18 protein-coding genes and 3 pseudogenes are annotated in these 18,526 nt (G+C 70.0%); 9 read left to right on the top strand and 12 right to left on the bottom strand.

Translation table 11 applies throughout. The annotated features are described in order from the left end of the window. Positions 1-55: 55 nt before the first annotated feature. The 4 genes and pseudogenes from ABD357_RS38970 to tnpA all read right to left on the bottom strand — a co-directional run. Positions 56-1,081 carry an SDR family oxidoreductase gene (locus ABD357_RS38970; protein ID WP_344396116.1) on the bottom strand — a complete coding sequence of 342 codons (1,026 nt, stop codon included), beginning with the start codon at positions 1,079-1,081 and terminating at the stop codon, positions 56-58. A gap of 74 nt (positions 1,082-1,155) precedes the next feature. Further along, positions 1,156-1,686, bottom strand: coding sequence for a winged helix-turn-helix domain-containing protein (locus ABD357_RS38965; protein WP_344396115.1), 531 nt, complete (start codon positions 1,684-1,686; stop codon positions 1,156-1,158). A 332-nt stretch (positions 1,687-2,018) separates the two neighbouring features. Beyond that, complete coding sequence (gene glnII, locus ABD357_RS38960) at positions 2,019-3,047, bottom strand: glutamine synthetase (protein WP_344396113.1); 1,029 nt, start codon at positions 3,045-3,047, stop codon at positions 2,019-2,021. Between the two features lie 235 nt (positions 3,048-3,282). Further along, positions 3,283-3,498, bottom strand: a pseudogene (gene tnpA, locus ABD357_RS38955) (IS200/IS605 family transposase); the annotation flags it as partial. Between the two features lie 2 nt (positions 3,499-3,500). Between tnpA and ABD357_RS38950 the strand changes: the two are divergent. Then, positions 3,501-3,779 (top strand): annotated as a pseudogene (locus ABD357_RS38950) (zinc ribbon domain-containing protein); the annotation flags it as partial. A gap of 141 nt (positions 3,780-3,920) precedes the next feature. Here ABD357_RS38950 and ABD357_RS38945 read toward each other — a convergent pair. Next, positions 3,921-4,370, bottom strand: a complete 450-nt coding sequence (locus ABD357_RS38945; protein WP_344396112.1) for a MarR family winged helix-turn-helix transcriptional regulator — start codon at positions 4,368-4,370, stop codon at positions 3,921-3,923. 67 nt (positions 4,371-4,437) lie between these two features. On the opposite strand from ABD357_RS38945, the gene ABD357_RS38940 reads away from it, so the two are divergent. After that, a complete protein-coding gene (locus ABD357_RS38940) occupies positions 4,438-5,292 on the top strand; it encodes an alpha/beta fold hydrolase (RefSeq protein WP_344396111.1) in 855 nt (284 codons plus the stop codon). An 18-nt stretch (positions 5,293-5,310) separates the two neighbouring features. Here ABD357_RS38940 and ABD357_RS38935 read toward each other — a convergent pair whose 3' ends face one another. After that, complete coding sequence (locus ABD357_RS38935; RefSeq protein WP_344396110.1) at positions 5,311-5,946, bottom strand: RlpA-like double-psi beta-barrel domain-containing protein; 636 nt, start codon at positions 5,944-5,946, stop codon at positions 5,311-5,313. A 409-nt stretch (positions 5,947-6,355) separates the two neighbouring features. Between ABD357_RS38935 and ABD357_RS38930 the strand changes: the two genes are divergently transcribed. After that, a complete protein-coding gene (locus ABD357_RS38930) occupies positions 6,356-6,664 on the top strand; it encodes a hypothetical protein (protein ID WP_344396109.1) in 309 nt (102 codons plus the stop codon). A gap of 82 nt (positions 6,665-6,746) precedes the next feature. On the opposite strand, the pseudogene ABD357_RS38925 reads toward ABD357_RS38930, so the two are convergent. From ABD357_RS38925 to glnA, 4 genes and pseudogenes are all read right to left on the bottom strand, one after another. Further along, positions 6,747-6,866 (bottom strand): annotated as a pseudogene (locus tag ABD357_RS38925) (aminoglycoside phosphotransferase family protein); the annotation flags it as partial. A 195-nt stretch (positions 6,867-7,061) separates the two neighbouring features. Further along, positions 7,062-7,652 carry a PspA-associated protein PspAB gene (gene pspAB, locus ABD357_RS38920; protein ID WP_344396108.1) on the bottom strand — a complete coding sequence of 197 codons (591 nt, stop codon included), beginning with the start codon at positions 7,650-7,652 and terminating at the stop codon, positions 7,062-7,064. 5 nt (positions 7,653-7,657) lie between these two features. Beyond that, complete coding sequence (gene htpX, locus ABD357_RS38915) at positions 7,658-8,578, bottom strand: zinc metalloprotease HtpX (protein WP_344396107.1); 921 nt, start codon at positions 8,576-8,578, stop codon at positions 7,658-7,660. A gap of 203 nt (positions 8,579-8,781) precedes the next feature. Next, positions 8,782-10,191, bottom strand: a complete 1,410-nt coding sequence (glnA, locus tag ABD357_RS38910) for a type I glutamate--ammonia ligase (RefSeq protein ID WP_344396106.1) — start codon at positions 10,189-10,191, stop codon at positions 8,782-8,784. Positions 10,192-10,390: 199 nt separating this feature from the next. Between glnA and ABD357_RS38905 the strand changes: the two genes are divergently transcribed. Both ABD357_RS38905 and ABD357_RS38900 read left to right on the top strand, forming a co-directional pair. Further along, positions 10,391-10,858 (top strand): RDD family protein, encoded by a 468-nt coding sequence (locus ABD357_RS38905; RefSeq protein WP_344396105.1) that lies wholly within the window; start codon positions 10,391-10,393, stop codon positions 10,856-10,858. Between the two features lie 314 nt (positions 10,859-11,172). Further along, positions 11,173-12,591, top strand: coding sequence for an NAD(P)/FAD-dependent oxidoreductase (locus ABD357_RS38900; RefSeq protein ID WP_344396103.1), 1,419 nt, complete (start codon positions 11,173-11,175; stop codon positions 12,589-12,591). A 159-nt stretch (positions 12,592-12,750) separates the two neighbouring features. Here the strand turns inward: ABD357_RS38900 and ABD357_RS38895 are convergent, their stop codons facing one another. Continuing rightward, the gene (locus ABD357_RS38895; RefSeq protein ID WP_344396102.1) at positions 12,751-14,196 is read right to left on the bottom strand and encodes an NsdA family TPR-like regulatory protein; all 1,446 of its coding nucleotides are present in this window, start codon (positions 14,194-14,196) and stop codon (positions 12,751-12,753) included. A 253-nt stretch (positions 14,197-14,449) separates the two neighbouring features. On the opposite strand from ABD357_RS38895, the gene lipB reads away from it, so the two are divergent. The 4 genes from lipB to ABD357_RS38875 all read left to right on the top strand — a co-directional run bounded on the left by lipB (position 14,450) and on the right by ABD357_RS38875 (position 17,561). Beyond that, a complete protein-coding gene (lipB, locus tag ABD357_RS38890; protein WP_344396100.1) occupies positions 14,450-15,247 on the top strand; it encodes a lipoyl(octanoyl) transferase LipB in 798 nt (265 codons plus the stop codon). 107 nt (positions 15,248-15,354) lie between these two features. Continuing rightward, positions 15,355-16,320: a lipoyl synthase gene (lipA, locus tag ABD357_RS38885; RefSeq protein ID WP_344396099.1), complete on the top strand. Its 966-nt coding sequence runs from the start codon at positions 15,355-15,357 to the stop codon at positions 16,318-16,320. Between the two features lie 278 nt (positions 16,321-16,598). Beyond that, positions 16,599-16,799, top strand: coding sequence for an SCO2195 family GlnR-regulated protein (locus tag ABD357_RS38880; protein WP_344396098.1), 201 nt, complete (start codon positions 16,599-16,601; stop codon positions 16,797-16,799). A 60-nt stretch (positions 16,800-16,859) separates the two neighbouring features. Then, positions 16,860-17,561, top strand: coding sequence for a DUF4191 domain-containing protein (locus ABD357_RS38875; RefSeq protein ID WP_344396097.1), 702 nt, complete (start codon positions 16,860-16,862; stop codon positions 17,559-17,561). Positions 17,562-17,622: 61 nt separating this feature from the next. Here the strand turns inward: ABD357_RS38875 and ABD357_RS38870 are convergent, their stop codons facing one another. After that, positions 17,623-18,525 (bottom strand): TIGR01777 family oxidoreductase, encoded by a 903-nt coding sequence (locus ABD357_RS38870; protein WP_344396096.1) that lies wholly within the window; start codon positions 18,523-18,525, stop codon positions 17,623-17,625. Position 18,526 lies beyond the last annotated feature (1 nt).

Genomic DNA, 18,526 nt, shown 5'->3' with positions numbered 1-18,526 from the left:
CATGGCGTCAGTCTGGCCGAGGGGGCGGTGCGCGGCACGGGGGTTGGGCGCCGGATCAGGGGGTGTTGCCAGGTACACCTCCGCCGCTCGCCAGCACCTTCGCCTCCACGTCCGGGTCGAGTCCCTTTGCCGGACGGTCGGGGCGCTGGGGCGCTGTCCCGCCGAGGGCCTGCAGCCACGCCCACGTGTCGGTCACCGTCTCCTCGACGGGGCGGCAGCGCAGCCCCGCCGCCACGGCTCGTGACACGTCCGCGCTGTGGAGCGCGCCGTGCAGTTCGCTCTCCGGGGGCACCCAGACCGGCAGTTGAGTCCAGGGCTCGATGCCGGCATCGAGGATCAACTTGGGGTCGGTCCAGCGGAGTTCGGCGTTGCTGCCGGTGACCTGGACGCAGGCGTCGAGGAGTGCCCCCATCGTCGTATGCCCCTGTGGGCTGATGAGGTTGTACGGTCCGCTCAACTCCCGCTCCGCCGCCCCGAGTACCCACTCGGCGAGGTCGCGGACGTCGACGTACTGGAGCGGCAGCTCCCGGGGGCCGGGTGCGAGGACGGGGCCGCCGCGGGCGATGCGGGTCAGCCACCACGGCAGGCGCCCGACGTTCTCGTACGGGCCGAGGATCAGCCCTGCCCGTACGAGCACGGAGCGCTCCTCGCCGAAGGCGTCGACGGCGGCGAGCTCACCGCCGCGCTTGTCCTGCGCGTAGTCGGTCTGCTCCGCGTCCGCCGAGGCGCCCTCCACCAGGGGCGCGTCCTCGGTGTAACCGGCGGCCGGCGGCCACGCGTACACGGAGCAGCTGGACACATAGACGTACCGGCCGGCCCGGTCCTTGAGCAGCCGCGCCGCGTCCCGTACCGCACGCGGCGCATCCGACCAGGTGTCGACGACGACATCCCAGTCATCCTCCGCCCCGGCGAGCGCCGCGAGCCCGTCGGGCGCGGTGCGGTCGCCCTGCAGCGACCGCACCCCGGCGGGAGGCTCGTGACGTCCCCGGTTGAGGACGGTCACGTCCCAGCCGCGGGCGAGCGCGGCCTCGACGACGGCCCGCCCCGCGAACTCCGTTCCACCCAGCGTCAGAAGTCTCATGTCTTCGACTCTGCACGGTCGCCGCCCGCCGCGGAACGGCATTCTGCTGACAGAAGAGTGGTCGGCCGGAACGCTCAACGCCCGTTCGGCGGCACGTACTTGTACCCCACGCGCCGTACCGTCCGGATCACCCCTCGGTGCTCGGCACCGAGCTTGCGCCGCAGCCGGGCGATGTGGACGTCCACGGTCCGGCCGTCGCCCACATGCCCGTAGCCCCAGACCGTGGACACCAACTGGTCGCGGGTGTGCACCCGGTGCGGATGCGTCACGAGATGCGCGAGCAACTCGAACTCCAGGTAGGTGAGATCGAGCGGACGCCCGTCGACCTCGGCGGTACGCCGCGCGGTGTCGACGCGTACGAGAGAGGCGTCGCCCTCGGGTCCTTCATGGTGCTCCCGGTCCGCGTCCAGCGCGTCGGGGGTGTCCGGGGCGGTGAACGGTGGCGGGGCGGGCTGCTGGTCGGCCGGTACGAGCACCAGGTAGCCGACCATGGGCGGCCGGCCCGGCAGCTTGGGCAGGGTGTGCGGGGGAGCGGGCAGCAGGGTGGTGCCCGGCGGCAGGAGGTCCGTGACATCCGCAGACGGGAAGTAACGAGTGTTTGCCATGAGAAGTCAGCTCTTTCGCGCGAGAGGTCGTCGATGCGTCGATGGACGTACGTCATGCGCGCCGGCCGAAGGCCGAGGAGTGTACGGCTTCGGGGTGTACGGCTTTAGAGGGCCGGCGCGTTCGTCGCGCGACAACACACCCGGTCGAAGACGTGGTGCTGACGGGAGGGCCAGAAGGGCTCGAGGTCATGGCGACCTGTCGCGGGGTGCTTCTGGGGGCTGGCCATGGGCCCATTGAAGCAGACGAAGCGGACAACGGTGAGGGGGCGTCCACCGTTTGTGATGGACGCCCCCTCACGGAGTCGTACGGAGCTGCGTTGTACGGGTACGGGTCAGACCTGGCCGGCCTTGTCCAGGGCCGTGCAGCAGGTGTCGACGATCAGGCGCGTCACGACGTACGGGTCGACGTTCGCGTTCGGGCGGCGGTCCTCGATGTAGCCCTTGCCGTCCTTCTCGACCTGCCACGGGATACGGACCGAGGCGCCACGGTTGGAGACGCCGTAGCTGTACTCGTTCCACGGGGCCGTCTCGTGCAGACCGGTCAGACGGTCGTCGATGCCGGCGCCGTAGTTCTTGACGTGGTCGAGCGGCTTCGAGCCCTCGCCCAGCGACTCGCACGCGGTGATGATCGCGTCGTAGCCCTCGCGCATCGCCTTCGTGGAGAAGTTGGTGTGCGCACCGGCGCCGTTCCAGTCGCCCTTCACCGGCTTCGGGTCCAGCGTCGCGGAGACGCCGAAGTCCTCGGCGGTTCGGTAGAGCAGCCAGCGGGCCAGCCACAGCTGGTCGGCGACCTCCAGCGGGGAGAGCGGGCCGACCTGGAACTCCCACTGGCCCGGCATGACCTCGGCGTTGATGCCGGAGATGCCCAGACCCGCCTTGAGGCAGTTCTCGAGGTGCGCCTCGACGATGTCACGGCCGAAGATCTCGTCCGAGCCGACGCCGCAGTAGTAGCCACCCTGCGCGGCCGGGAAGCCGCCCTCGGGGAAGCCGAGCGGGCGCGAGCCCTTGAAGAAGGTGTACTCCTGCTCGATGCCGAAGATCGGCTCCTGAGCGGCGAACTTCTCCGCGACCTCGGTGAGCGCGGCACGGGTGTTGGACTCGTGCGGCGTCATGTCGATGTTGAGGACCTCGCACATGACGAGCACGTCGTCGCCGCCGCGGATCGGGTCCGGGAAGGTCGCGACCGGCTTCAGAACGCGGTCGGAGGCGTGGCCCTCGGCCTGGTTCGTGGAGGACCCGTCGAAGCCCCAGATCGGCAGCGCTTCGCCCTTGGCGTCATCGGCCAGGATCTTCGTCTTGGATCGCAGCTTGGCCGTCGGCTCGGTGCCGTCGATCCAGATGTACTCAGCCTTGAAGGTCACGGGCCACATCCTTCGGGGTGGGTCTTCTTGCGCTCGGTCGTCACGGGCGCGCGGCGCTGCGGCACTGGGGCGCCGCGGGGTGCGGCACAGGGGTGCCGCGGGGATGACTGCAGCCTGTCAACAGGGCATTTCCCGATCATTGCCTGGCTGTGAAGGCCGTGTTACCGGGACTCTTGCAGATAGCCCCCGGCGTTCACGCCGGGGAATGATCTCAGGACTGCTCTGACCCTGAACTCTAGATCGGGCGTTTTTGCTGTTCGATGTACTGACGGACGATCGCCAACGGTGCTCCGCCGCAGGATGCCGAGAAGTATGAAGGCGACCACAGGTTCCCGTGCATGATGGTGCGGTTGATGCCGCCGGTGAACTCCTGGCGTATCCGGTGGGCGGAGACACCCTTGAGGCTGTTGACCAGCTTGGAGACGGCCACCTTGGGCGGGTAGTTGATCAGCGTCCTCTCAGGTCTGCTCTGCCTGCGGATTCCGGGACGGCCCAAAACCCCTGCACGTCCGGCAGTGGACATGCGGCGTGTGCGGCACCGTGCACGACCGCGACCACAACGCAGCACGCAACGTCTTCTTCGAAGGACGCCGTATCGTCGCCGCCGGACGGGCGGAGACGCTAAACGCCTCGTGGAGCGCCGGTAAGACCAGGCCGAAAGCGGCACAGCGCGTTGAAGCAGGAAGCCCCCGGAAGGGTCAGCCGACCCAGGCCGGAATCCCTGGACTCTAGGCCAGATCCCTGGACTCTAGGCCAGGGAGCGCGTCAACTGGTGCTTGTGGGCTGGGCGGGCGCCCGCCTTGAGAGCGGGTGGGCTCCGCCGTATACAAGGGGCTTTTGCGTACGGGGCAAAGCGAAGGCGGTGCGAGGACGTCACTCGCTCCCGGCCGCGGCCTCCCGTACCCCCTCCAGGAAGCCCCGGATCGCTTCCCGCTCCCGCTCGTCACAGCCTTGGAGAAACTCCACCGCCTTCCCGATGAGCGGCCCGAAGAAGGACCACCCCAGTTCGACGGCCCGCTCGTCCACCTCGACGACCACTATGCGCCGGTCCTGTCGGCCCCGCACCCGTCGCACATACCCGGCCCGCTCCAGCCGATCGAGCAACGAGGTGGTCCCGGCCGAATTGAGCCCGAGCGCGGCACCGAGCCGCCCGGCCGTCATTTCCCCGTCGGCCCGGGAGGCATCCATGAGTTCGATCAGGGCGCGTACGTCCGTCGGGTGCATGCCGTTGTGGTTCGCGAACCGGGCGCTGTGCAGGCCGAGTTCGACCGTCACCGCTCGCAGGAGATGGACGATCTCCATCTCGGGGCCCTGGTTCCGCATGTGCCGCCTCCGGCTATCATCTCGCTCGTCGAATATCTCGCTCGGCGAGATAATACGGGAGGGCTACATGAGCACGTACGACAGCGACGCCTTTCAGTCGGCCTACGACAAGGTCATGGCCAAGTGGCCCGCGGAACGGGAGGCGGTCCGCGTCCCGACGCCGTTCGATACGACGTACGTCAACGCCTGCGGGCCGCGTGACGCGCCCCCGCTCCTCCTCCTGCCGGGCGGCGGAGGAGCGACCTCTGCCTCCTGGTACGCCCAGGCCGCCGACCTCGCCCGCACCCACCGCGTCCTCGCCGTCGACCTGATCGGCGCCCCCGGCCGCAGCGAACCGGCCGGCGACCGTCACCCCCGTACGGTCGCCGACCTGTCCGCCTGGCTGGACGCGCTCCTGGATGGCCTCGGTGTGGAGACGGCGGACATGGGCGGGCACTCGTATGGCGGCTGGATCGCCCTGCAGTACGCGCTGATGGCCCCTGCCCGGGTGCGCCGCCTGTTCCTCCTGGACCCGACCCAGTGCTTCGCCGGGTATAAGGCGGCGTACCTGCTGCATGCCCTGCCGGGGTTGCTGCGCCCCGCGCCCCACCGCGTCCGCGCCTTCCTGGAGTGGGAGACCGGGGGAGTTCCCCTCGACCCCGACTGGCTCCATCTCCAGGGGGCGGCCGCCGGCTTCCCCTCCGCGAAGCCGGTGACCGGGCCCCGCCCCACGCCGGAGGCGCTGCGGGGCTTGGAGGTGCCGGTCCTGCTGTGCCTGGCCGGGAACAACAGGACTCATGACGCGCGCGCCGTGGCGGCGCGGGCAGACGGGCTGTTGCCGCGCGTGGAGACGGACGTACTGCCCGGCGTCTCGCATCACGCGTTGCCGCAGGCCGCACCCGCCGAACTGGGCCGCCGCCTCACCGATTTCCTCGGTGGCTGACTCCTCGGCGGCCTGGCCTCAGCCCACCTTCTCGATCAGCGCCCGACGGATCAGGAACTTGCCGGGCTCGCGGACCTGCTCGAAAGCCGCGTTGTTGAGGAGGGCGCAACTGCCGGAGGTTGAGGTGACCTCCACTGTCGTGGACTTGTTGTTGTCCAGGTTCGTGACCTTCAGTTGCGTACCGGGCGGAAACTGGTTGCTGGACGCGGCCGGGGCGCCCTCCTCGCCGGAGAGTGTGACGGTCGAACCCGCGCAGACCTGCTCACCTCCGGAGACCCCCGTCGCATCGCCGGAGGTGTCTGCGGGAGCCGATGCCGGCTGCTCGGCCGGGGTGTCCTGAGCCGACTCCCCGGGCGTGCAGCCGGAGGCTTCCTGCTTGCGCTCGATCTCCGCGATGACCGCTTCCCGGTTGGCGATCCGGGCCTCGGACTGCGCGTCGGGATTGGCGCGTTGCCCCTCGATGAACTTCTCGTTGTTCCCGAGCGCCGTGGCCAGACCCTCGCAGACCGTGGAGGACTGCGCCTGACCGGTCGGTGCGGCGTTCGAGGTGGCCGCCAGAGCGAAGGCCCCGCCTCCGGCGACCGCCGCGGCGCTCACCAACAACGCGAGCTTCTTCTTGGGGCTGATCGTTCTCCTGCGGGACGTACGCGGCACAGCGGGCCTCCTGTCTCCGGCCGCCCTGGCGGCGACCTGTTGTGAGCGGGGAGTACGCCGCTAGGTACGAGATGTCGAACAGAGTTACTCGACAGCTCACACGAGTCACCCAAGTGGCTTAGATCACAAAGGAAGTTGAGTAATTCCTCGCCTGGCCGAGCGTGGTCCGGGCGAGGGGCGCCGCCTGGGTGCCGCCCTCCGGGCGTGCGCCCGCCGATGGCCTTGTTCGAATTTGATGCCGCCTCATTCACACCTCGCGGACCTAGGGTGACGTCACGTCAATTCCCTATCTCACCTGGCCTTTTTGTGGACTTGACGGACTGTCTCGATGTCAGTGGTGGGCGGTAAACTATGAGTAGTGTTCGAGGGCGCCGACGGACGGCTCCCTGACCGCGACAGGAGGATGCCCGTGCCCGCTGCCGCACTCTTCCCGCTGCCCACGCAGTCCACAGCCAAGAGGCCGGTTCCGCTGGACCTGCCGTACGAGCCCGTCGAAAAGCGGCCGCTCCCGCCGGGGCGTCCGCGCGACTGGTACATCACGCACAACCGGCGCCTCAAGGCGATGCGGCTCGCCATCGCCTTGCTGGACTCCGGCGTCTACATGCCCAACCAGGCCCGTAACGAGAAGATCCGCAGCACGGCCGAACTCATCGGCGTCCACCCGCCGTCGGACACGACATGCCACATGGTGCGGGCGTACATGCGCTACTCGCGCTGAGCTGCCTGACCTGAGCGCCGGGTGCCCTTCTTCGGGGTGCCCGGCGCTCGTGTTTGCCGTCACCCGCACCAGCCACCGTCTCTCAGGCGTACCGCTCCAGCAGGCCCACCACATACGCCTCCAACTGCCCGCCCAGCACCTCCGGCGTCAGATCGGTCCGGCCCAGCTCCCGCCACGGGCCCGCCAGCTTCGCCGCGTCGGGGAGCCGCTCCTTGCTGCCGTTGCCCGCGCCGTGCAGCAGTACGGCGGTCGCCTTGGCCGGCTCACCCGGCTCGGTGCCGCTGGACAGCCCGCTGAGTCGTTCACCGCCGACGGTATGTGTGAAGGGGATCAGCTCACTCATGCGGCCATTCACTCACGCGGCCGGGCCTCGTGACGGGCGATCACGCAGGGGCGATCACAGACCCGGCGCTCCCCACACCGGGAACCAGCGGTTCAGATCCTGCTCCAGCCGCAAGTCGTTCACGAGTACGGCCCTGATCTGCAACTCCAAGGCGTTGTCGCGCCGTTCCCCGCCTCCGGGGAGCGGCGCGAACGGGTAGAAAGCAGCGCGCTTGTAGAGGTACACGAGCCCGAGCGGCCGCCGCTCATCACCACCGCCACGAAAGCCGACGACGGAGCACAGCAACTGCGGCCCGAACCCGCTGCCTTCCAGCGCACTGTTCACCGCGTGCAGATCAGCGACGAGCGCGGGCAGGTCCTCCGGCGACCGCCGCGAGACCAGCCACGTGTACCCGTACGAGTCCCGGCTCACCTCCACCGGCGGCCCAGTCCGCTCGGCATCCGCGTCCAACAGCGCCCGCACTTCCTGTCGTACGTCGTCGAAGGCCGCCCCTTCGACCGTCGCGAAGCACACCGAGCCGTGGCCGGTCGGCGTGAACCCGGCCGCCGCCTCCAGGGTGACCGCGGCCGACGGCAGTGCGAAGAGCTGGTCGAGGTCGGGGGCCACCGGCTTGCTGCGGCCCAGCAGGATGTCCAGGAGCCCCATACTCGTCAGCCTGCCTCTCCGGAGGCCGGCGACTCGCCCAGCTCGCCGGAGATCCGGCCCAGTTGATCGAGCCGTTCCTCCAGGCTCGGGTGGGTCGAGAAGAGCCGCTGGATGCCCGGGGTCCTGCCGAGCGCGGGCGTGAAGTAGAACGCGTTGAACGCCTGCGCGGTCCGTAGATCACGGGTGGGGATCTTGGCGATGTCGCCGGTGAGCTTGGTCAGCGCGGAGGCGAGTGCCGAGGGGCGGCCGGTGAGCATGGCTCCGGCGCGGTCGGCGGCCAGTTCCCGGTACCGGCACAGCGCCCGGATGAGCAGGAAACTGAGCGCGTAGACGGCCGCGGACACACCCATCACCGTCATGAACACGACGGCTGTGTTCTGGTCCCTCCGTCCCCCGCCGAACAACTGCGAGTAGAACACGAACCGCACGATCAGCCCCGCGAGCACCCCGAGGAACGAGGCCACCGTGATCACCGCGACATCGCGGTGCGCCACATGCGACAGCTCGTGCGCGAGCACACCCTCCAGCTCGGCGGGCTCGAGCCGCCGCAGCAGCCCGGTCGTCACGCACACGACGGCGTGATCGGCGTTGCGCCCGGTGGCGAAGGCGTTCGGCATCTCCATGCCGGACACGGCGACGGCGGGCTTCGGCATGTCCGCGGTGGCGCACAGCCGGTCGATCACGCCGTGCAGCTGCGGATACTCCTCGCGCTCCACGATCCGCCCGCGCATCGCGAACAGCGCGATCCGGTCCGAGAACCAGTACTGCGCACCGAGCAGCGCCGCCGCGATCACCACGACCAGCACCCACGACTTCAGCAGCACGATCAGGGCGGCGACGAACGCCACGTACAGCAGCCCCAGCAGGAACAGCGTGACCCCCATCCGCGTGTTCAGCCGCCGGTCGGGCTGGAATCGGCTCCGCATCACGATCACCCCACACATCGGGCACTCGTCCCGATTCCAGTGTGCATCGGGCATCTCCATGACCGGATCCCGATCTTCCCCCTACGGGGCAAAGGAACGGCGCGGTCAAGGCAAAGGGCTCAGGGGCTCCGGGAAAGAACGAACGACGGAGCCCCGCCACCGGGGCAGTGACGGGGCTCTGAAGCCGCAGGCCTACGCGTCGATCACACGTCGAAGTAGAGCTCGAACTCGTGCGGGTGCGGACGCAGCTGGAGCGGAGCGATCTCGTTCGTGCGCTTGTAGTCGATCCACGTCTCGATCAGGTCGGACGTGAAGACGTCGCCCTGGAGGAGGAACTCGTGGTCGGACTCGAGGGAGTCGAGGACGGCCGGGAGCGAGGTCGGGACCTGCGCGACGTTCGCGTGCTCCTCGGGAGCCAGCTCGTAGAGGTCCTTGTCGATCGGCTCGGCCGGCTCGACCTTGTTCTTGATGCCGTCCAGGCCGGCCAGCATCAGGGCCGCGAAGGTGAGGTACGGGTTGCCGGAGGAGTCCGGCGCCCGGAACTCGACGCGCTTGGCCTTCGGGTTCGAGCCCGTGATCGGGATACGCATGGCCGCGGAGCGGTTGCGCTGCGAGTAGACCAGGTTGATCGGGGCCTCGAAGCCGGGGACCAGGCGGTGGTACGAGTTCACCGTCGGGTTGGTGAAGGCCAGCAGCGACGGGGCGTGCTTGAGGATGCCGCCGATGTAGTAGCGGGCGGTGTCCGACAGGCCCGCGTAACCGGCCTCGTCGTAGAACAGCGGGTCGCCGTTGGCCCACAGCGACTGGTGGACGTGCATGCCCGAGCCGTTGTCGCCGAAGATCGGCTTCGGCATGAAGGTGGCCGTCTTGCCGTTGCGCCAGGCGACGTTCTTCACGATGTACTTGAAGAGCTGCAGGTCGTCGGCCGCGGCGAGCAGCGTGTTGAACTTGTAGTTGATCTCGGCCTGGCCGGCGGTGCCCACCTCGTGGTGCTGGCGCTCGACCTGGAGGCCGGCCTTGTTCAGCTCCAGGGAGATCTCGGCACGCAGGTCGGCGAAGTGGTCGACCGGCGGGGTCGGGAAGTAACCGCCCTTGTAGCGGACCTTGTAGCCGCGGTTGTCCTCCAGCGCACCGGTGTTCCAGGCGCCCGCCTCGGAGTCGATGTGGTAGAAGGCCTCGTTCGACTTGGTCTCGAAGCGGACACTGTCGAAGATGTAGAACTCGGCCTCGGGGCCGAAGTACGCGGTGTCGGCGATACCGGTCGAGGCGAGGTACGCCTCCGCCTTCTTGGCCACGTTGCGCGGGTCACGGGAGTACTGCTCGCCCGTGATCGGGTCGTGGATGAAGAAGTTGATGTTGACCGTCTTGTCGCGGCGGAAGGGGTCCACGCGCGCGGTGGACAGGTCGGCCCGAAGCGCCATGTCCGACTCGTGGATGGCCTGGAAGCCGCGGATCGAGGAGCCGTCGAAGGCCAGTTCCTCGCTCGGGTCGAAGGCCTCTGCCGGCACCGTGAAGTGCTGCATCACGCCAGGCAGGTCGCAGAAGCGGACGTCGATGAACTTGACGTCCTCGTCCGCGATGAACTTCTTGGCCTCGTCGGCGTTCTGGAACATCCAGCTCCTCCTACTCCCGACCGTCCGTGCCGGGGTGGTAGTTCGTTCGTGCGGCCAGTGCGGTGGCACACGCTGAGACCCGACAATAGGGACGGGTGATTTCTCAAGCGTGACCCATTTGTTTCGCCCAAGTTAACCGACCCCGGCCCGGCTGACCCCACCTGTCCGCATATCAAAACCGGCGCAGTACCTTGGACGCGTGGACAACAGGCAAGCAATCGGATCGTGGCTCTCCGGACCGCGCGCGGCCGCGGAGGAAGCCGGTGCCGACTTCGGATACCGGGGCGAGCAGCTCGGCCTGCCGGAGTCGGGCCCCGGCTCGATCGCCCGCCCCGGACGACGTCTCGGCGCCCTCGCGGTCGACTGGGGGCTGTGCCTCCTGATCGCATACGGGCTGCTCACCGACGGCTACAACCAGGCGACGGGCAACTGGGCGCTGCTGATCTTCTTCGTCATGAGCGTCCTGACGGTCGGCACGATCGGCTTCACCCCCGGCAAGCGCCTGTTCGGCCTGCGAGTCCTCACCCTGGAAACCGGCACGGTCAACCCCCTGCGCGCCCTCCTGCGCACGGCCCTGCTGTGCGTAGCCATCCCCGCCCTGATCTGGGACCGCGACGGCAGGGGCCTGCACGACCGCTTGGCCCGCACGGTCGAGGTACGGAATTGAGAACGCGCCGCTGACCGCTCCTTCGGAGGCGGCTCAATCCGGGGCTCGGGGAGGCGCAGTCTTTCAGGGGCGCGGGCTGTGCCGATATGCGGCTCCGCCGCGCTGGAGGTCCCCCCGCTCATGGGGGTCCCCGCTCATGGGCCACGAACCCATTCGCGCGAACCCAGCGGAGCGCCCCCGTGCGCCCGTGCCCTGCCCATGCGCGACTCCCGCGGAGCGGCCGGCGCCCTACCTTCGTCGAGGAACACCGGAATTCCGGAAGCGTGTCGGGGGCATGACGTCCCCAGGAGCCGCGCGACCTCGAGGAGGGGCACGTGCTTGAGCCCGCTTATCAGGCGGACGTCGTCATCGTGGGGGCCGGAGTCGCGGGACTCTCGGCTGCCCACCGGCTGACCAGCGCAGGAGTAAGGACCGTAGTCCTGGAGGCCGCCCCTTACGTCGGCGGCCGTATGTCGACCGAGAAGGTCGACGGTTTCCGGCTCGACCGGAGCGGCCGGCTGTTGTCCACCGCGTACCCGGAATTACGCCTCACTCCGGGTCTCGACGCCCTGACCCTGCGCCCGTTCGCACCGGGCGTCCTCGTCCACGCCGACGGACGTACGCACCGGGCGGGCGAACCCGGGAGCGCGGCGAGCGCCGGGGGCGCAAGGGGCGCACTCGGCGCGGCACGCGCCTTTGTGGCCGCCCCCCGGAGGCCACGCGCCGCCCGGCGGGCAGGACCGTCGCCCGACGGAGCCGTGGCCCGGGCGGCGCCACCGGCCGCCGTTCCTCCCCTGCCGCGGACGTTCCCGCCGCTCGGCGGTGCCGTCGACCAGGCACGGCTCGCCGCCGCGCTCGGCCGGATCGCCGCCGCCCCGGTGGAGCGCCTGCTGGCGCGACCCGACCGGCCGGCCGGTCACGCGCTGGCGGCGCGCGGCATGCCCGCTCGTACCGTCGAGGGTTTCCTGCGGCCGTTGCTGGCCGCGCTGCTCTGCGACCCGGACCTGACGACGTCCAGCCGGTGCGCGGACCTTGCGCTGCGCGCCTTCGCCGCCGGCCGGCTGTGCGTGCCGGAGGGCGGCGCCGACACCCTGCCGGAGCTGCTCGCCGGTGCCCTGCCGCCCGGCACGGTCCGCACCGGCGTGCATGTCACGTCCGTGTCCACGACGTCCGTACGCACCGCGGAACACGGCGAACTCCGTTGCCGGGCCGTCCTGGTGGCGACCGGCGCCCGCGCCGCCGCCGAGTTGCTGCCCGGACTGCGGGTGCCGCCGTTCCACTCGGTGACGGTGGTGCACCACACGCCCGACGAGGTGCCCCCTGCCGGAGCGGGGCTGCTCCTCGACGCGGACCGTCGCGGCCCGGTGGCCCACACCACGGTGCTCAGCGAGGTCGACCCGTCCCGCGCCCCCGCGGGCCGCGCCCTGGTCTCGTCCACGATCCTCGGTGCACCGCCTCCGGACGCCGACCGGGTCGTACGAGCCCACCTCGCCGACCTCTACGGCACGTCCACGCACCGCTGGGAACTCCTCGCCGTCCACCACACCCCGGACGCCGTTCCTGCGATGCCGCCCCCGCACGACCTGCGCCGCCCCGTCCGCCTCCTCGACGGCCTGTACGTCTGCGGCGACCACCGGGACACCAGCACGGTCCAGGGCGCCCTGCACTCGGGCCACCGCGCGGCAACGGCCCTGCTGACGGACTTCGGCGCGGACTCGGCACACACGGCGGCCCCGTTACCCAGGGCCGCGTGACCAGGCAGGGGGGAGGCTCGTCGCGGGGCGGGACCTCCCCCCTTCTTCCCACAGCACTTCCGCGCCCTCTCAAGGGCGCGGAAGTGCTGTGGGATTTGCGGCTCCGCCGCGATGGGGGGCCCTGCTCATGGGCCCCGCTCGTTGCCGCGGACCGGGCGGTCAGCGGAGTGTCGCGACCTTGTCGCGATAGCCCCGCACGGGCCCCGCGTCCCGGTACGGCTCCAGCCGCCGCTCGAAGTCCCGTACGTACTCCACCGCCCGCACCGAGCGCATCTCGGCCGCCTGGGCGGCCGCCTCCGCGCCCAGCTGGCAGGCCTGGTCGAGTTCGCCGAGGCCGAGGCGGGCGGTGGCGAGGACGACCCGGCAGAAGAGGCGGCTGCGGGCATAGCCGGGAGCCCTCAGCTGAAGGGACCGTTCGGCGTGCTGGGCGGCGGCCCGGTACTGCTGGAGGTCCCGGTGACAGTGCCCGAACTCGTCCGCGAGCTGCGCCTCGTCGAAGAAGCGCGCCCAGTACGGGACGTCGTCGGTGGGCCGCGCCGCCTCCAGCGCCCGCTCGGCGCGAACGAGGGACGCCGTGCAGGCCCGTACCTCGCCGAGCACCCCGTGCCCGCGCGCCTCGGCCGCGTGCAGCAGCGCCTGCACGACGGGCGGCCCGGACGAGCCCACGCCCTGCTGGGCGACCCGCGCCAGCTGCACGGCCTCCCGGCCGTGGCCCAGGTACACGGCCTGCCGGCTCATCGTCACGAGGACGTACGACCCGTACGCCCGGTCCCCCGCCGCCTGCGCAAGCCGCAGCGCCTGCACGAAGTACCGCTGGGCGAGTCCGTGCGCGGCGATGTCGTACGAGGTCCAGCCGGCGAGCCGGGTGAGATCGGCCGCGGCGGCGAACAGATGGCGCCCCGTCTGCTCCCCGTACGTGCCGCGCAGCATCGGCTCCGCCTCGTGCTCCAGGTAGCGCACGAGGGCCTGCCGGGCGTGGCCGCCGCCGTAGGCGTGGTCCAGCGCCCGGAACAGCTCCCCGACCTTCCGCAGTGCCGCGATGTCGCCGGCGGTCACCCGCTGCCCGGCCTCGCGCTCGGTCTGCGCACGCTGCCGGGGCAGGGCGCCCGGGCGGCCCTGCGCGGGCACCCGTACGACCGTGGGGTCCCCGGTGCGGGCCACCCGGTCGTCGGGCCGCCCGATCAGCCAGTCCCGGCTCGGCACGACGAGCCCCGCCGGGGTGAACGCGATCTTGCGCAGTTCCGCGTGGCTCCCGGAGTCCTTGCGCCACAGTCCGCTGACGATGTCGACGGCCTCCTCCGGCGTGGCCGCGAACTCGAGCCCCGCGTACACGGGGGCGCAGGCGTCGAGGCCCAGGTCCTGCGCCGTGAGCCGGCGCCCGAGCCGGCGTGTGAACACCTCGGCGATCAGTGCGGGGGTAGTGCCGCGCGGCTGCTGGCCGCGTAGCCAGCGGGTCACCGACGTCTTGTCGTATCTCAGATCAAGCCCGTGCTCGAGACCGAGCTGGTCCACGCGACGGGCTAGTCCCGCGTTGGAAAACCCCGCTTCTGCGATCAGTGCGGCGAGCTGACGGTTGGGGGTGCGCTGCGCGGGTCGTTCCGTCATCTGCGGTGCGAACTCCTGCCTTCCAGGCCTCGGGGGAATGGCCTCGTGAACGGCGTGAATGTAGCGGTCTGTAAGCGCACGGTTGCAGGCTTCGATGCGTATTCATCCGATCGTGTGAGGATTGACCATGGGTTGCCTCCGGCGCGGAGCGGCGCCGGGCGGGACAGGGCCGGACAGGGCGGGATCGTGGCCGGACGTACAGTGGCGTGGGGCGCGTACGCGCCTTACGGGTTTTTCCAGGGAGGCGTTTGCCGTGGGTGAGTTGCGGTTCGTCCGGATGGGTTTCGGAGCGGACTCCGTCGAGTACCAGCAGGCCTGGGACGAGCAGCGCCGCGTGCACGCCGCCCGCTTCCAGGACGAGATCCCCGACACCTGTCTGCTTCTGGAGCATCCGCCGGTCTACACGGCAGGCCGGCGCACCGCCCCCGAGGAGCGCCCTCTCGACGGCACCCCGGTCGTGGACGTGGACCGCGGAGGCAAGATCACCTGGCACGGCCCCGGCCAGCTCGTCGGCTACCCGATCCAGAAGCTGCCGCGGCCCGTCGACGTCGTCGCCCATCTGCGCCGCCTCGAGGACGCGATGATCCGCGTATGCGCCGACTTCGGCCTCGAGACCTCGCGGGTCGAGGGCCGCGCGGGCGTGTGGGTGCTCGGTGACCCGGTGGAACAGCGCCCCGCCCTCGGAGGGCTCTCCCTGGACTTCGACCCGCGCCTCACGGACGACGAGTTCGACCCGCGGCTCAACGGTCCCGAGTACGCCCCCTCGAACGCCGGTCAGCGCCGCGAGGACCGCAAGATCTGCGCGATGGGCATCCGCGTGGCCAAGGGCGTCACGATGCACGGCTTCGCCCTGAACGTGAACCCGGACACCTCCAGCTTCGACAAGATCATCCCGTGCGGCATCCGTGACGCGGGCGTCACGTCACTGGCGTACGAGCTGCGGCGCGAGGTCACGATCGCCGAGGTCCTGCCCGTGGCCGAGAAGCATTTGCGGGACGTACTGGAGGACGCGGACCTGAAGCCGCGGGAGATCGAGAAGGCGACCGCCTGACGCAAGGAATGGACCCTGGGGCCCACAGGTTGGCCTCACGGAAGGGCCCATCAAACACGGGCGTACGCTGGTGTGCGCCGAGGAATCGAATGCACAGGGAGCCGGTCGTGTCCGCAGTCACCCCCGACGGACGCAAGATGCTGCGCCTGGAGGTCCGCAACAGCCAGACCCCCATCGAGCGCAAGCCCGAGTGGATCAAGACCCGGGCGAAAATGGGCCCCGAGTACACCAAGATGCAGAACCTCGTGAAGAGCGAGGGCCTGCACACGGTCTGCCAGGAGGCGGGCTGCCCCAACATCTACGAGTGCTGGGAGGACCGCGAGGCCACCTTCCTCATCGGTGGCGACCAGTGCACCAGGCGCTGCGACTTCTGCCAGATCGACACGGGCAAGCCGGAAGCGCTGGACCGCGACGAGCCCCGGCGCGTGGGCGAGTCCGTGGTCACGATGGACCTCAACTACGCCACGATCACCGGCGTCGCCCGCGACGACCTGGAGGACGGCGGCGCCTGGCTGTACGCCGAGACCGTGCGCCAGATCCACGCCCAGACCGCGAACCGCGAGGCGGGCCGCACCAAGGTCGAGCTGCTGGCTCCCGACTTCAACGCCGAGCCGGCCCAGCTCGCCGAGGTCTTCTCCTCCCGCCCGGAGGTCTTCGCGCACAACGTCGAGACGGTCCCGCGCATCTTCAAGCGCATCCGTCCCGGCTTCCGCTACGAGCGCTCCCTGAAGGTCATCACCGAGGCCCGCGACTACGGCCTGGTCACCAAGTCGAACCTCATCCTCGGCATGGGTGAGACCCGCGAGGAGATCAGCGAGGCGCTCAAGCAGCTGCACGACGCCGGCTGCGAGCTGGTCACCATCACGCAGTACCTGCGCCCGACCGTGCGCCACCACCCCGTGGAGCGCTGGGTCAAGCCGCAGGAGTTCGTGGAGCTGAAGGAGGAAGCCGACCAGATCGGCTTCTCGGGCGTGATGTCCGGACCGCTGGTGCGCTCCTCGTACCGTGCCGGACGCCTGTACCAGATGGCCGTGGAGAAGCGGGGCTCGTACGTCGCCTCGCAAGCCGTCTGAGATCTCGTACGACCTGCGCCATGGCACGGAGTGCCACCCAAGCGTGTGAATCTGCACACAAGACATTACTCGCGAGTAGTGTCCGATACGACGCGGTTCTGACCGTTCCCGCAGATGGGAGCCACCGTCAGGGCCGCGTCGGCGTTTTCGGGCCTCGCATCAAGCCTTCATTGGCGTTTGACCGCCCGGTCACGCCCTGGTAACACCAATCAGTGACTCTGTTCTCACGCCACGTACAGACTCATCCCAGAGCCGTCATCCGAGGGGGGACCTCCACTATGCAGGCCGCGCCCGTACGCGCCACAGCGATTCCGTCTTTCACCGATGCACTCCGTGCCGTCGAGTCGATCCTCATGAGCAGCGGACAGCGCACCGCGCGCCGCAACGCATGGACCTCTGTCCTGGAGGACCGCCGCAGGGCCAAGGACAGGGTCGAGGCGCAGCGCGTCCTGGAAGCGTCGTTCGCACCTCGCCCGTGACCGCCCGGCGACGCGGCACCGCCGTCGTCGGCACTTCCCACGGCACGTAGACTTCACGGCATGGCGAGGAAGGACAACGCAGCGGACGCTGCGAACCCCGGGCGACTCAAGCAGATCGCTCTGACCTACAAGATGACTCGCAAGGCCGACTCCAAGATCGGTCTTGTGCTCGCGGCAGTAGGAATCGGCACCCTCGGTGTCTTCCTCGCGATCGGTTTCCTGATCGGTCACCCGGTCTATCTCGGCATTCTCGGCTTCCTCCTCGCCTTCCTCGCGATGGCGATCGTCTTCGGACGGCGGGCGGAGCGTGCCGCCTTCGGGCAGATGGAGGGACAGCCGGGAGCGGCGGCCGCGGTGCTGGACAACATGAAGCGCGGCTGGACGACGACCCCGGCGGTGGCGATGAACCGCCAGCAGGACGTGGTGCACCGGGCCGTCGGCAAGGCCGGCATCGTGCTGGTCGCCGAGGGCAACCCGAACCGGGTGAAGGGCCTGCTGGCCGCCGAGAAGAAGCGTATGGCGCGCATCGTCGCGGACGTACCCGTGCACGACATCCTCGTCGGGACCGGCGAGGGCCAGGTCGAGCTCAAGAAGCTCCGCACGACGATGCTGAAGCTGCCGCGTGTCCTGAGCGGGCCTCAGGTCACCGCGACGAACGACCGGCTGCGCGCCCTGGGCGACATCATGTCGAACCTCCCCATGCCGAAGGGCCCGATGCCCAAGGGGATGCGGATGCCCCGCGGCGGCCCCAAGACGCGCTGATTTGTTTTGTTCCGATGCTCCCCGTCATCCGCATGACGGGGAGCATCTCTGTTTGATGAAATCAGCCCCGGGCCGCCGCTCGAATCGCGTCCTCGATCCCGGGGAACGCGAAGGAGAAACCCGACTCCAACAGCCGGGTCGGGAGCACCCGTTGGCTGCCCAGTACGTCCCCGGCCATCTCGCCGAGTACGAGCCGCAGTGCGGGCGCGGGCACCGCGAAGAGGGTGGGCCGGTGCAGGACGCGGCCCATCGCCGCCGTGATCTCCCGGTTGGTGAGCGGCTGCGGAGCCGTCAGGTTGAAGGGCCCCGACAACGACTCCGTGTCGAGCAGATGCCGAAGCGCCGCCACCTCGTCGTGCAGCGCGATATACGACCAGTACTGCCGCCCGTCGCCCAGCCGCCCCCCGAGCCCCGCCTTGAACAGCGGGAACAGCCGCCCCCAGGCCCCGCCCTTGACGGACACCACCAGACCGGTGCGCGCGAAGACGGTCCGTACGCCCGCCTCCTCGGCCGGAGCCGCCGCCTCCTCCCACTCCACGCACAGCGAGGGCAGAAACCCGTCCCCGGGCGCCGCGTTCTCGTCCACGGCCCGCTCGCCCGTCTCTCCGTAGAAGCCGATCGCGCTGCCGTTAACAAAGACCCGCGGCAACGGGGAGAGGGAGGCGGCCGCCTCCGCGAGCGCCGCCGTGCCGAGCACCCGGCTGTCACGGATCTTCCGCTTGTACGCGTCCGTCCAGCGCTGGTCACCTACCCCGGCCCCGGCGAGGTTCACCACGGCGTCGCACCCGCTGAGGCCGACCGCGTCGACGTACTGCCGCTCGGGATCCCACTCGACCTCGTCCTTCGCCCGAGGTGTACGGCGCACCAGCCGCACCACCTCGTGCCCGTCCGCGGTCAGCGACCGCACCAATGCCGCACCGATGAGACCGGAGGCCCCGGCGACGGCGATTCGGGAAGCTTCCATG

The sequence above is a fragment of the Streptomyces vastus genome (genome assembly GCF_039532825.1).
Classification (GTDB): domain Bacteria; phylum Actinomycetota; class Actinomycetes; order Streptomycetales; family Streptomycetaceae; genus Streptomyces; species Streptomyces vastus.
Note: the sequence above shows the minus strand (reverse complement) of the source record. Positions and strands in the feature narration are given on the sequence as shown.